We start from the raw sequence: 13,041 nt of genomic DNA on the forward strand, positions 1-13,041 counted from the left end.
CCCGTGTCACAACCTCTTCCCCCAGACATCCACCCAAAACCCCAGGGAGTCGCCAGGAATGACCACCGCAGTTGAGCCGGGCGCCCCGACGACTGGGCGCACCATCAAGGCCAAACAGCGCCCCGGTGACCGGGTTTTCAGCACGCTGACCGTTGTCGCCGGTGGGTTGATCCTCGCCGTTCTCGCCGCAGTGGCCATCTTCTTGCTCATTCAGAGCATCCCGGCATTCTTCGCGCCGGCCGACGCGTTCAAGGGCGAATTCACCAACTTCTGGTCGTACGTCTGGCCGCTTGCCTTTGGAACAATCTGGGCAGCGGCCCTCGCCTTGCTCATCGCGATCCCCCTGGCCATCGGCATCGCGCTCTTCATCTCGCACTACGCGCCGCGCAAGCTCGCTCAGGGCCTCGGCTACATCATCGATCTGCTCGCCGCAGTGCCGTCGGTCGTGTTCGGCCTCTGGGGAATCAGCGTGCTGGCCCCGATGGTGCAGCCGTTCTACACGACCTTGGTCGAGTGGTTCGGCTGGATCCCCTTCTTCGCCGGCCCGGTCTCCGGCACCGGACGCACTATCCTCACCGTCGCGATCGTGCTCGCCGTGATGGTGCTGCCGATCATCACCGCAATCTGCCGCGAAGTCTTCCTGCAGACGCCGGTGCTTCACGAAGAGGCAGCCCTCGCCCTCGGCGCGACCCGCTGGGAAATGATCCAGATGGCGGTCTTGCCCTTCGGCCGGCCCGGAATCATCTCGGCATCGATGCTCGGCCTCGGGCGCGCACTCGGCGAGACCATGGCCGTCGCCATGGTGCTCTCGCCCAACCCGAAGGTCATTTTCCAGCTGCTCACCTCGCAGAACCCGACGACCATCGCTGCGAACATTGCCCTCAACTTTCCTGAAGCCCACGGCATCGGGGTCAACATCCTGCTGGCGACCGGCCTCATCCTCTTCGTCATCACGCTGGCCGTGAATATGATCGCCCGCGTCATCATCAACCGCCGCAAGGCATTCTCTGGAGCGAACTGATGACCACGACAGAGAAGGAACAGTCGCGAATGGATGCTCCCCTGTCCCCGCGCACTCCCGCCCCGAGTTCGCCGGCCGGCCGGCCACTGACCAACTCACTGACCGCCGGCAAGCTGCCGCGCAACACGCCGCTGTGGGTGCTGCTGGGCAGCGTGGTCCTCGTCGGGATCGTTTTTCTGCTGATCGACGTCTCGGACACCACAGCCGGCTTCAACTGGGCTGGAACTCTCTTCTTCGGCACGGTTCTCTTCTGCATCTCAATCTTCGCGCTGTCATTCTTCGTCGAGGGTCTGCGCAAAGCGAAAGACCGCTTGGTGACCGCCCTGGTCAGTGCCGCGTTCGTGATTGCGTTGCTGCCGCTGGTTTCCCTCATCACCACCACCGTCGTCAACGGACTGCCGGCCTTTTTGACTCCGACCTTCTTCACCGAATCTCAGCGCAACGTCGTCGGTGAAGGCGGCGGCGCCCTGCACGCCATCGTCGGAACGCTGCTGATCACCGGTGTCGCCACCCTGATCTCCGTTCCGATCGGCCTGCTCGCCGCGATCTACCTCACCGAGTATGGCCGCGGCCGCTTGGCGCGGGGCATCACCTTCTTCGTGGATGTGATGACCGGAATCCCGTCGATCGTGGCCGGTCTGTTCGCCTTCGCCCTCTTTGCCCTGATCTTCAACGATCCGGGCATCCGCTTCGGGTTCGGCGGCTCTGTCGCGCTCTCGGTGCTGATGATCCCGGTCGTCGTGCGCTCCAGCGAAGAGATGCTCAAGCTCGTGCCCAATGAACTCCGCGAAGCAGCGTTTGCGCTCGGTGTACCGAAATGGCTGACCATCGTGAAGGTCGTGATTCCGACCGCCATCGCCGGAATCGTGACCGGCGTCATGATCTCGATCGCCCGTGTGATCGGTGAGACCGCCCCTCTGCTGATCATCTCAGGATTCACCGCGAGCATGAACTACAACCTGTTCAGCGAGCGGATGATGACCCTTCCGGTCTTCGTCTACACGCAGTACATGAACCAGGGAGCCGACACCCAGGCCTACATCGACCGCGCCTGGGCCGGCGCACTCACCCTGGTTCTGATCGTGATGCTGTTGAATGGCCTCGCCCGGTTGATCGCCCACTTCTTCTCCCCCAAACTCGGCCGCTAACGCGTTCGACCCTGAACTCGAAGGAAACACAGTGTCAAAGCGTATTGAAGTCAACGACCTCAACGTCTACTACGGAAACTTCCTGGCCGTCGAAGGTGTCTCGCTGACGATTGAGCCGCGCACCGTCACGGCGTTCATCGGCCCGAGCGGGTGCGGCAAGTCCACCTTCCTGCGCACCCTCAACCGGATGCACGAGGTGATCCCCGGCACGCGTGTCGAGGGTGAGGTGCTTATTGACGGCAATAACCTCTACGGCCCCGGCGTTGACCCGGTGCTTGTGCGCCGCCAGGTCGGCATGGTCTTCCAGCGCCCCAACCCGTTCCCGACGATGTCGATCGGTGACAACGTGCTCGCCGGTGTGAAGCTCAACAACCGACGGATGCCGAAAAGCGATGCCGACGATCTGATCGAGCAGTCGCTGCGCAGCGCCAACCTCTGGAACGAGGTCAAGGATCGCCTCGATCGCCCCGGCTCCGGCCTCTCGGGCGGCCAGCAGCAGCGCCTCTGCATCGCGCGGGCGATTGCGGTGCAACCTGACGTCATCCTGATGGATGAGCCCTGCTCGGCCCTCGACCCGATCTCCACCCTCGCCATCGAGGACCTGATCGAAGAGATGAAGGCTGACTACACGATCGTGATCGTGACCCACAACATGCAGCAGGCCTCACGCGTCTCCGACCGCACCGCATTCTTCAACATCGCGGGCACCGGCAAGCCGGGCAAGCTCATCGAGTACGACGACACCACCACGATGTTCTCAAACCCGAGCGTGCAGGCGACCGAGGACTACGTGTCGGGTCGCTTCGGCTAACCCTTCCCTCGGTGGTCGAGCCTGTCGAGACCCGGCGAGCCGAGCCTCAGACGTGACGCACGTTTAGAGGTCGGCCGGCGGAGGTCTCGACAAGCTCGACCACCGGTTTGTCGACTACGCCGTGCGCGCGAGCAGCGCCGTATTGATTGCGCGCGTCAGCTCCTGGTCGACCGGGAACGGCTCCCCGTCGAGCTCGGTCACCGACACGGCCAGACGCACGCTGGAGACCAGCCACGCCGCATCCGCTGCACGCAGCTCGTCGACCGTCACGTCGCGGTACTCGGTGCGCTCCCCCTGCGCCTCGAGGTATTCGAAGACGCTCTGCTGGGTGGTGCCGTGCAGGATGGCGCCGCTCGGCGCCGGGGTCACGTAGACGCCGCCTGAACGGATGATCACGCTGGAGGTGGGGCCTTCCATTACGTAGCCGTCGGTGGTGACGAAGATCGTGTCGTCGGCGCCGCGGCGGTTCGCCTCGCGCAGCGCCGCCATGTTGATGGCGTAGCTGAGTGTCTTGGCACCCATCAGCAGCCATGGAGCACGCTCGGCGACCCCGCGCGGGTAGCCGCGGTCAAGGGTGACCACCTTGACGCCCTGCTCGCGCACCCCACGGAAGTCGGCGGCTCGAGTGGCGTGCAGCCAGGCAGTCGGCGCGGGCCCGGCCTCGACCCCGCGGCTGAGCACGAATTTGAGGGCGAGCTCGCCCTCGGTGGGCAGCTGCGACACCGCGAGGGCGATGGCCGCACGCCACTGGCCGGGGTGCGGTTCCGGCAGATCGCAGATGCGCGCCGAGTTGATCAGGCGGCTGATGTGCGGCTCGACCTCGTGCGGGTGCCCGTTCACCACGGTCAGAGTCTCGAAGATGCCGTCGCCACGCTGAGTGCTGAGCTCGGCCACGCGCAGGGCCGGCGCGCTTGAGTCGATCGGGTGGAACGTGTCGTCAAAGTTGGTGCGCGTGGAGTCGGCGGGCACCGGGTCGATCAGCAGCGTGAAAGGCAAGGTCATGAAGCGAGCCTAGTCGCCGGGCGGCCTCGGTTTCAGTGGAGTGTGAGACGACTGCGAGATAGCTGCGAGATGACTGCGCTGCTGCTGCGGAGCGTGAGTCGCGACGTGTGCGCCTCACAAAAGAATGAGGCCAGGCCGCAGAACGCCTCTCGGCGGACGGCCGCTCTTGGCGGCGAATATTGGAGCCCGGGGTTACTGCGGCCCGACCAGTTTCTATTGTAATCGAGGCTGGAGGGCTGTTCGCCCCTGGCGAATGGTCGGGCCGCGACCGGCGGGTGAGGGTGATCGGGCTGTCGCGAGCACCCGGCCCCGACAAATCGTGCCCAGCGGTCGGGTTCGTGTGGCTAACTCAGGAAATCCCGGATGTATCGCCAGATGCATCCCCGGAATCACGCGGCCGATCCACGTGAATTCAGAAGATTTCCTGAATTAGCCACATTCGGGTGTCGAGCGCGCCGCATCCGGCGGTTACTCCAGCGAGTGCTGCCGCCAGAGCCGCGCACACGAGGTGAACTCCTGCGCCGTGGTCGAAAACCGCAACGCCCGGCGGGTGAGCTCGTGAGACCTGGCCGGCTCCGTCGCATCCAGATCGTCGGCCACGCTCGTGCACCCGGTCGCGATCACCCGGCAGAACGCCGCGGCACGGTCAAGCGCGACGGCGAGGTCGCCGGTGAAGAGGCCACGCAGAATCTCGTCGGCGAGCGCGATGATCTCGTCGGGTCCAGTCGGGGCGGATGCGCCGGCGACGACCGGATCGATCGTCACGGCGACTTCGGTGCCGCGTTGGTAGAGGTAGGAGGTGCCCTGCGGGTCTTGCCGAATGAGCAACCGAATCAGGTAAATGCGCCACAACGCGCCCGGCAGGCTGCGGGGCGTCGCCCGCGACCAGAGTTCGGCGACCGCATCGATACCGTGCTCATCCGTGTAGGCGACCAGGCGTTCGACGGTGGCCGGGTCGGGGTCGCTGCGCACCCGGGAGAGAACGGCGTGAGCGGTCTCGTGGGCGATTCGGCTGATCTGGGCCGGATCTTCGCCGCCCTTGAACGACTCGAACTTGCTCCCGGAGAACTGTGTCGGTTTGTGGAAATCTTCGGCCATGGCGTCCTCCTCGCGGTCGTCGGGCGATGGTGTGCATCCGAGCTGACGGGTACTGAACTGCAGCTTCAACGGTAGCGAGAAAAACTGCTCGCAAATCCACGCTAGATTATTAACCGCGGGCCTCTAGCTCAGTTGGTAGAGCAAAGGACTTTTAATCCTTGGGTCGTCGGTTCGAGCCCGACGGGGCCCACCCACTCGTTGGCCCGGTCTCCTCGTGAGACCGGGCCATTCTGGTTTTCGCGCATCCTGCCGATTGCGGGTGTCGCTTCATGACGGCCCGTTCGGGCTCCCCTCTGATCGCCCGAATAGGATTGCTGCGTGACTCAGACCCCTCTCGTGCGTGGCGCCCACCTTGTCGGCTCCATCAACCAGCCCACCGCCGCTGACACTTTTCGCATCGTCTCCGAAAACCTCGGTGCGCACCTGACGCGTCTTCCCGACGGTGAAGTCGGCGAACGTTTTCACTGGATCCTGTTTCAGGGCGCCGCCTTCGACGCCACGCCGGGGCTGACCCGCCTGCCGATCGACCCGATCGTCGTGGCCGGCTTCGACCTGCGCCCGCTACACCTCGACGGAAGCGTGCCGGCCGATGCACTCGAGATCGCACCGCTCGGCTACGCCAGTGCCGCGATCGACAGCTACGCCCAGTTCGTCGCCCTGCGCGACGCCGGAACGATTCCCGCCGGCGTGCGCTTTCAGGTCTGTCTGCCGTCGCCGCTTGCTCCATTGACCGCCTTCGTCTTGACTGCCGACCGCGCCGCGGTCTACCCCGCCTATGAGCGCGCGATCCTGCGCGAGCTTGCGGCGATCACCGCGGCGATCCCGGCCGCGGATCTGGCCATCCAAATCGACCTGGCCACCGAGTTCGCGTACATCGAGGGAGTTTCACTCGGTGGCGGCCCGCTCGTCGCCTGGTTCGCCGACTCCGACTCCGATTCCGCTGCCCACACTGCTGCAGTGATCGATGGATGCGTCGAGCTCGCGGCCCGCATCGCGTCGGCGGTTCCGGCCGAGGTGGAGCTCGGGTTCCACCTCTGCTACGGCGACGTCGCCGAATCTCACTTCGTCGAGCCGCCCGACAGCGCCCACCTCGTTGCCGTGGCCAACGGCCTGCGCGCCGCGGTCTCCCGGCCGATCGACTTCGTGCACCTGCCGGTGCCGATCGAGCGCGATGACGCGGCCTACTTCGCTCCCCTGGCCGAGCTCACCCTCGGCACTCAGACCGAGCTGTTTCTCGGCCTCGTGCATCACGAGGACGGCATCGAAGGCGCCGAGCGTCGCATCCGTGCCGCCGCTGCCCCACTGACCGCCGCCGGAATCAACCAGTTCGGCGTGGCCACGGAGTGCGGCTTCGGGCGCGGCCCGGCCGAACGCACCGCGCCGCTGCTGGCGCTGCATGCGGCGGTCATCGAGGCGAGCTGAGGCACGCAGCGTTCAGAGCCACAACCCGTCGCATTGATGAAGGCTGGCGCGCGGTTGCGACAGGCTCGACCAACGAGGTGTTCGCAACCGCGGAGAATTTGCTCGAATCGCGCGGAACTCGACCAATTTTGTCGAYGTTCTGAAGAATCTCCGCTGTTAGGAACGAGCCGGTACACCGGCCTCGGCCTCCGCGGAGGCCGACGCCACGCGCCGCACGACCTCGGTGCCCCGCGCCTGGAGATCGGCGACCGAGGTGACCCCGACGAGTGTCATCGTGCGCAGCAACTCCTCGGCCAGGATGTCGATGACGCTCGCGACACCTTCCGCCCCGGCTGCGGCAAGGCCGTAGAGGTAGGGGCGCCCGATCGAGCAGGCGTCGGCGCCGAGCGCGAGCGCGATCGCGATGTCGCTCCCCCGACGGATGCCAGAGTCGACATAGAGCTCCATGCTGCTGCCGACGCGCTGCCGTGATTCCTGCAGCACATCGAGCGGGCTCAACATGTGATCGAGCTGACGTCCGCCGTGGTTGCTCAGCTGCACGGCGTCAACGCCGAGGCTCGCCGCCCGTTCGACATCGGCCGGGTTGACCGTGCCCTTCAGCACAATCTTGCCCGGCCACGAGGCGCGCAACGCTTCGAGGTCGTGCCACCCCTGGGTCGACTCGGAGTGCCCGAGAATCTGCTCCCACATCGAGGGTGTGGCCAGGGCTCCTTCTGAGCCGACCGGTTCGAGGTTCGGAAAGCGGATGCCCTCTGCTCGCAGAAAATTCACCCACCAGTTCGGTCGGGTGGCAATGCCGATCAACGACGAGAGCGTGAGCGCCGGCGGGGCGGTGAACCCGTTCTTGCGGTCGCGTTCCCGGGCCCCGAGCGCGCGCGTGTCAATGCCGACCACGATCGCGCGGTAGCCGGCCGCGGCGCAGCGATCGAGCTTCGCGCTCAACGCGCCCTTGTCGGGAGAGAGCCCCACATTGAACCAGCGGTCGAGGGTCGGCGACTGCGCGGCGATGTCCTCCATCGAGACGGTGCTGAGGCCTGCGACGCCGTAGGGAATCTGGGCGGCGGTCGCCGCTCGCGCCACGGCCAGCTCGCCGTCGGGATGGAACAGTCGGGTCGCCCCGGTCGGGGTGAGCGTCATCGGCAAGGCACTCGGGCGGCCAAGAATCGTGGTTTGCAGATCGGGCAGGTCCACGGCACCCCAGGCCGGCATCAGCCCCCACTGCTCGAACACCGCCCGGTTGCGGTTCAGCGTGGCTTCGTCTTCGGAGCCCCCGTCGAGATAGTCGAAGATTCCGGCCGGCAGCGCACGCCGGGCCGCGGCACGGTACTCGGCCACATTGAATGCGTTCGCGAGCACGCGACGTTGCCGCGACAACACCGGAACTCTCACTTGAACGAGCTGCCTGACATCGTTGAGCTTCATGTGATGCCTTTCCGGGTCGAGAGGGGGTCCCGATCGACCGGGTGCCTGCGCCAGCCTAGAATCGCGAGTGTCCGCTCTCTATGGACATCCCCACGAAGACGCAGGGTTCAGATTGTGATCTCCTGCCAGTAGCTCGGAGAGACCACGTGAAAAATCAGCTGAGCGAGCAGACGATCGCACTCGCGAGTGCGACGCCTGCCCCCGACGCCGAGCACCTGCCGAGCATCGCCGAACTCGCCGACACTCTCGGCCCGGAGATCGCCGGCCTCGTCGAAACCACGGCCGACGTGAACCGCACGGTGACCGGCACCGTTCTCTACGACCGGTTCGCCAGAGCTCCGCAGTTTCCGGGGGCCGTGGCCCTGGCGAACGGTCTGGCCCTGTCCGGCGACCAGCTGGTCGGGCAGCTTGAGCAGATGAGGGATGCGGGCTACCGCGCGCTGGTCTACAAGGCCCACGGCGCACCGGAAGCCGAGTTGCATGCGGCCGCCCGAGCCGCCGGAATCGTGTTGTTTCGAGCCGCGGACAGCGTTCCCTGGGACCAGCTCACCGACATCCTGAGTGCGGCCATCACCTCACACGGCCAGTCCGGCCGGAGCCTGGTCGACGTGCGGCCCGGCGACCTGTTCGAGCTGGCCAACAACGTCGCTTCCCTGGCCGGCGGGGCGGTGGCCGTCGCCGATATCGAGCAGACGCTGCTCGCCTACTCGACCTTGCCCGGGCAACCGATCGACGAGACCCGGCGCAACTCGATCCTGCAAATGCATGTGCCGCACACCGACCAGAATGACGTCGACTACCGCCGCGTTCACGCGTCGCGGGAGGTCGTGAGTGTGGCCCCCAAAGCGCACTCCTTCACCCGCTCGGCCGTCGCCATCCGTGCCGGCAGCGTGGTGCTCGGGTCACTCTGGCTGATCGACCCGCCGGATCGGTCGAAATCCGAGACCGATCGCATCCTGCTCGAAGCGGCAAACGTCGCGGCCCTGCACCTGCTGCATGGCCGCACGCACCGGGATTCGGTGCGCGCGCGGCACCTGGAGTTGGTACGCCCGCTGTTGTTCGAGCCGGGCCGGGCCGAACTCGCCGCCGTGCAGCTCGGCATCGCCGCCGACCGCGTGCGGGTGGTTGCGATCGGCACCTGGAACACCGCGGGCACGACCCCCGACGCGGTGCAATCGAGCCTGCGTCTGTTCGATACCGTGCGGGCGGCGTGCGCGGTCTGGCTGCCGACCGCGGTCTGTGGACTGGCCGACAATCTCGTCTACGTGGTGCTGCCCCAAACGAAAACCTCGTCGCAGGCGTTCCTACGCGAGGCGATTCTGCGCATCGCCCACCACACCCGGCGGCTGCTCGATCGCCCGGTTCTCGCCGCGATCGGCGTGGCGATGCCGCTCGAAGCGGTCATCGACTCGCGACTCGACGCCGAGAGCGTGCTGGCGGTGTTGCTGCGCGACAGCGAAGACGGCCGGGTGCTCCCGGGCAGCGACGACATCGTCGCGGATGCGATCACGCTCGGGCCCCGGCTCCGGCTGCGCCAGATCGTTGCCGCCCTGCGTGCGGCAGGTCAGTTGCCGGGCGAGGTGGCGACGGCCATTGCCGCCCATGATGCGATGAAGGGCACCGCATTCGCCCCGACGGTGCTCACCTATCTGGATTGCGGGTCGAACGCGATCGAGACGGCGTCCCGGCTGAAACTGCACCCGAACACGGTGCGATATCGCCTCTCCCGGCTCGAACCGCTCTTCGGGGTGCGGCTCGACGATCCCGAGTCCCGGCTGCTCGTCTGGCTGCAGCTCTGGGCGAACGAGAACTGAGCGACGCGGGTTCGGCGCCGCGGCGCGGGTTGGCTCCGACCCGCGCAGCGGCTCCCGACCCGCGCGACGCCCCAACCCCGACGAACAGGCTCCGACAAACAAACTCCGGCACACAAACCCCGACAGATCAACCCCAGAGGGCGGAGATTGCCTGCGCAGTCGTGAAGATCGCGAGCCCGGCCAGCGCACCGACGACCGTGCCGTTGATGCGGATGAACTGCAGGTCTTTGCCCACTTGCAGTTCGATCTTGTCGGCCGTCTCGCCGGCGTCCCAGCGTTCAACGGTTTCGGTGATCACGCCCGCGATTTCATGCCGATACTGTTGCACGGCGTAGCTCACCGAATCGGCGATCCACCGGTCGATGCGCCCGCCGAGCGAGCGGTCCCCGACCAGCCGGGCGCCGACATCCAGAAGCGTCGACCGGATGCCGCGGCGCAGGCCGCTCTTGGGGTCGGCCAGCCCCTCAGTGAGCGAGGCCTTCACGGCCTCCCACGTCTCACCGGCGAACTCCCGCAGCCGTGGGCTGTCGAGCAGGTCGACTTTAAGCGCCTCGGCCCGAAAGATCGTCGCCGGGTCGTTCTGCAGATCCCGCATCAGATCGGCCAGGTACGCATCGAGCGCGATGCGCATCGGATGCCTCTGGTCGCGGCGCACCGCGTGGATGAACCCGACCACCTCCTTGAATGCCCGGTCGTCGACCATCTTGTCGAGAAAGCCGGGAACCCAGCCGGGCAGCCGCTCGGACACCGCCTGACCGAAAGCCTCCGGATGCATGCGCAACCAGACCTCCGCCTTGTCGAGAAGCAGATCGATTGCCGCATGCTGCTGGCCGGAGGCAACCAGCCGCTCGCCGACCCGCCCGATGCTGGGACCCCACTGGGGTTGGATCAGATGTTCGCGCGCGGTGGTTTCGATCAGGTCTCTGATGTCATCGTCGGAGAGGAGGTCGAGGATCCCCGTTCCGGCCACCGCCAGCTCCTGGGTGAGCCGATTGGCGTTCGCTGGCTCACTCAACCAAGCGCCGACGCGCGCCGAAATGCCCATCGACTCGAGCTTGCCGCGCACCACGGCTTCGGAGAGAAAGTTGGTCTCGACGAACTCACCGAGGGTCGCACCGATCTCGTCTTTGCGGTTCGCGATGATGTTGGTGTGCGGGATGCGGAGCCCGAGCGGGTAGCGAAACAGTGCCGTCACGGCGAACCAGTCGGCGAGGGCGCCGACCATGCCGCCCTCCGCGGCGGCGCGCACGTAGGCGAGCCAGGGGTATTGGTCTTGCAGGGCGAAGGCAACGGCGAAAATCACGGCCATCACGAGAAGCAGTCCGGTGGCCAACCGCTTCATGCCGGTGAGGGCATGCAGCCGTTCAGCGTCGGCCGGGCTGAGCAGGGCCACGCGCGGCGATGTCATCAAGAGTCAGCCCCAGCCGTCGGCCCAGCGAGCGACGCGGCGCCCGGTGCTGCGGACTGGTCGAGGTCGAACCCGTCGTGGCTGATCCCCCAGGTCACGCTCCACCGCTCCCCCGGTTGCAGCCAGCGCAGGCCCGCCCCGCTGTTGAACGCGTTGGCCGGCGCGGTCATCGGTTCGATCGCGATCGCTTGGTGCGTGGCCGGTCCCACACCCTCCGTCTCAGCACCGGCTGGCCCGGCCGGCGACGGAAAGCTGCGCGGTGTGAACACTTGCACGTAGCGCATGTTCTCGTCACCCCACACGGTGAGGAAGCGACCGTCGGGCGCGGTCAACCGGTGCTCGACCTTCCCCGCCTCCATCGTGACGTCGGCGTAGCCGCTATCAAGGTCGAGATCACCGACCACCCGGCCCTGACGCAGGTCGAACGCAGTTCCGTCAACGGCCTGCTGCCCGACCGGATTCTGGCGTTCGTCAACGAGGATGCGCGTCGCCGCGCTCACCTGCACGGTCAACTCACTCGTCGGCACCCCGCCGATCTGTAGATAGGGATGCGCTCCCACGGCGTACGGGGCGGCATCCGAACCCACATTGTGCACTCCGTGCGTCACGGTGAGGCCCTGGGGCGTCAGCGTGTACTCGACGGTCGTGTCGAGGTGAAACGGGTAGCCGGACTGCGGAAAGATCGTGGCGGCCAGCGCGACAGAGCTCTCGCCGCCGCCGATTCGCCGGTAGGGCATGAACCGCAGCAAGCCGTGGCTGGCGTTGCGCTTGGCCGGCTCGGTGATCGCCAGCTGGTGGGTCACTCCGCCCTGCTTCCACTGGCCGTCACGGATGCGATTGGGCCAGGGAACGAGCACGATTCCGGCCGCCATCGGCGGCGTCACGCTTTCGGCGAACGTCTCGACGAGGTCTATGCCGTTCACTGCATACGAGCGCAGCCCGGCCGCCACTTCGGTGACCACCGCGGTGGATCGCCCGGCTGCCGAGTCGACGGAGAGGCGATGCTGGAAACCGGTGGGTGCACTCATGCGCCCAGCCTATTCCGGCTGGATCACTCTCAACCCGGCTTCACGCAGAAGATCGAGTTGGGAAGCGGGAGCGGCGGCATCCGTCACGAGGGTGTCGAAGGCGCCGAGCGGCCCGACGGTGCCGAGGTGGGCCTGGCCCAGCTTCGACCCTTCGGCGACGACGATCGCGCGCTGGGCGGCGGCGAGCATGAGCGTTTTCACGCCGGCTTCCGGCAGGTTGATGTTGGTGACGCCTCGGGCGGCATCGACGCCGTTGCAGCCGATGAAGGCAATGTCGGCGTGCACGCTGCCGAGGATGGTGGCCGCCAACGGTTCGACGAGGGAGTGCTGCAGCGGGCGGAGAGATCCGCCGGTGACGATCACGGTGAAACGGGGAATGGTCGGTTCGAGTTCGAGGGCGATGCTCAGGCCGTTGGTGATGATCACGACGTCGGTGAGCTCGGTGCGCTCGGCCAGGGCCCGGGCAATGGCAAGCGTGGTGGTGCCGACGTCGAGGATGATGCTCTGGCCGCTCTGCACGAGGGATGCGGCCAGGGCACCGATCTGCTGCTTGGGGATGACCGACGATTCCAGCGACTCTTCGAAGGACTGCTCACGCACGGCACCCTGCGTACGCCCGCGCTGCACCGGCATCGCGCCCCCGTGCACCCGGGTGAGCGCGCCGGCCGCTTCGAGCGCGTCGAGATCGGCGCGTGCCGTGACTCCCGAGATGCCGAACGTCGTGCGCAATTCGCTGACCCGCACGAATCCCCGTTCGTCGACGAGGCGTTCGATGCGCTCGCGCCGCACGGCGGCCGGAATGATCTCCCGGTCACGGGGAGCATCCGCGTCGGGATGTGCGCTGTCATCAACCATGCTTCCATCTTC

11 protein-coding genes and 1 tRNA gene are annotated in these 13,041 nt (G+C 66.6%); 6 read left to right on the top strand and 6 right to left on the bottom strand.

What is annotated here, in order from left to right; all coding sequences use genetic code 11:
- Positions 1 to 58 precede the first annotated feature (58 nt).
- The 3 genes from pstC to pstB are packed head-to-tail and all read left to right on the top strand — an operon-like array spanning position 59 to position 2,980.
- Positions 59 to 1,021 (top strand): phosphate ABC transporter permease subunit PstC, encoded by a 963-nt coding sequence (pstC, locus tag AB4Y63_RS09625; RefSeq protein ID WP_441790833.1) that lies wholly within the window; start codon positions 59 to 61, stop codon positions 1,019 to 1,021.
- On the top strand, positions 1,021 to 2,169 hold the full coding sequence (gene pstA / locus AB4Y63_RS09630; RefSeq protein WP_441790834.1) for a phosphate ABC transporter permease PstA: 1,149 nt from the start codon (positions 1,021 to 1,023) through the stop codon (positions 2,167 to 2,169). The genes pstC and pstA overlap by 1 nt, the downstream gene beginning before the upstream one ends.
- A 31-nt stretch (positions 2,170 to 2,200) precedes the next feature.
- Positions 2,201 to 2,980 (top strand): phosphate ABC transporter ATP-binding protein PstB, encoded by a 780-nt coding sequence (pstB, locus tag AB4Y63_RS09635; RefSeq protein WP_441790835.1) that lies wholly within the window; start codon positions 2,201 to 2,203, stop codon positions 2,978 to 2,980.
- A gap of 114 nt (positions 2,981 to 3,094) precedes the next feature.
- On the opposite strand, the gene AB4Y63_RS09640 is transcribed toward pstB, so the two are convergent.
- The gene (locus AB4Y63_RS09640; protein WP_441790836.1) at positions 3,095 to 3,982 is read right to left on the bottom strand and encodes an aminodeoxychorismate lyase; all 888 of its coding nucleotides are present in this window, start codon (positions 3,980 to 3,982) and stop codon (positions 3,095 to 3,097) included.
- A 468-nt stretch (positions 3,983 to 4,450) separates the two neighbouring features.
- On the bottom strand, positions 4,451 to 5,080 hold the full coding sequence (locus AB4Y63_RS09645; protein WP_441790837.1) for a DNA-directed RNA polymerase subunit beta: 630 nt from the start codon (positions 5,078 to 5,080) through the stop codon (positions 4,451 to 4,453).
- A gap of 117 nt (positions 5,081 to 5,197) precedes the next feature.
- Between AB4Y63_RS09645 and AB4Y63_RS09650 the strand changes: the two genes are divergently transcribed.
- Both AB4Y63_RS09650 and AB4Y63_RS09655 read left to right on the top strand, forming a co-directional pair.
- Positions 5,198 to 5,270: transfer RNA gene (locus tag AB4Y63_RS09650), tRNA-Lys, on the top strand.
- A 128-nt stretch (positions 5,271 to 5,398) separates the two neighbouring features.
- Positions 5,399 to 6,502: a hypothetical protein gene (locus AB4Y63_RS09655; RefSeq protein ID WP_441790838.1), complete on the top strand. Its 1,104-nt coding sequence runs from the start codon at positions 5,399 to 5,401 to the stop codon at positions 6,500 to 6,502.
- A gap of 156 nt (positions 6,503 to 6,658) precedes the next feature.
- Here the strand turns inward: AB4Y63_RS09655 and AB4Y63_RS09660 are convergent, their stop codons facing one another.
- Positions 6,659 to 7,924, bottom strand: coding sequence for an alpha-hydroxy acid oxidase (locus AB4Y63_RS09660; RefSeq protein WP_441790839.1), 1,266 nt, complete (start codon positions 7,922 to 7,924; stop codon positions 6,659 to 6,661).
- Positions 7,925 to 8,070: 146 nt separating this feature from the next.
- Between AB4Y63_RS09660 and AB4Y63_RS09665 the strand changes: the two genes are divergently transcribed.
- The gene (locus AB4Y63_RS09665) at positions 8,071 to 9,738 is read left to right on the top strand and encodes a PucR family transcriptional regulator (RefSeq protein ID WP_441790840.1); all 1,668 of its coding nucleotides are present in this window, start codon (positions 8,071 to 8,073) and stop codon (positions 9,736 to 9,738) included.
- Between the two features lie 127 nt (positions 9,739 to 9,865).
- On the opposite strand, the gene AB4Y63_RS09670 is transcribed toward AB4Y63_RS09665, so the two are convergent.
- Genes AB4Y63_RS09670 through AB4Y63_RS09680 form a run of 3 tightly spaced genes read right to left on the bottom strand, consistent with a single transcriptional unit; the run spans position 9,866 to position 13,029 of the window.
- A complete protein-coding gene (locus AB4Y63_RS09670) occupies positions 9,866 to 11,146 on the bottom strand; it encodes a DUF445 domain-containing protein (RefSeq protein WP_441790841.1) in 1,281 nt (426 codons plus the stop codon).
- Positions 11,146 to 12,174: an aldose 1-epimerase family protein gene (locus AB4Y63_RS09675; RefSeq protein ID WP_441790842.1), complete on the bottom strand. Its 1,029-nt coding sequence runs from the start codon at positions 12,172 to 12,174 to the stop codon at positions 11,146 to 11,148. Before AB4Y63_RS09675 ends, AB4Y63_RS09670 begins: the two co-directional genes overlap by 1 nt.
- Positions 12,175 to 12,183: 9 nt before the next feature.
- Positions 12,184 to 13,029 carry a DeoR/GlpR family DNA-binding transcription regulator gene (locus tag AB4Y63_RS09680; protein ID WP_441790843.1) on the bottom strand — a complete coding sequence of 282 codons (846 nt, stop codon included), beginning with the start codon at positions 13,027 to 13,029 and terminating at the stop codon, positions 12,184 to 12,186.
- Between the last annotated feature and the right edge of the window lie 12 nt (positions 13,030 to 13,041).

Origin of the sequence: Leifsonia sp. YAF41, from assembly GCF_052113185.1 — a bacterium.
In the GTDB taxonomy this organism is placed as follows: domain Bacteria; phylum Actinomycetota; class Actinomycetes; order Actinomycetales; family Microbacteriaceae; genus Cryobacterium.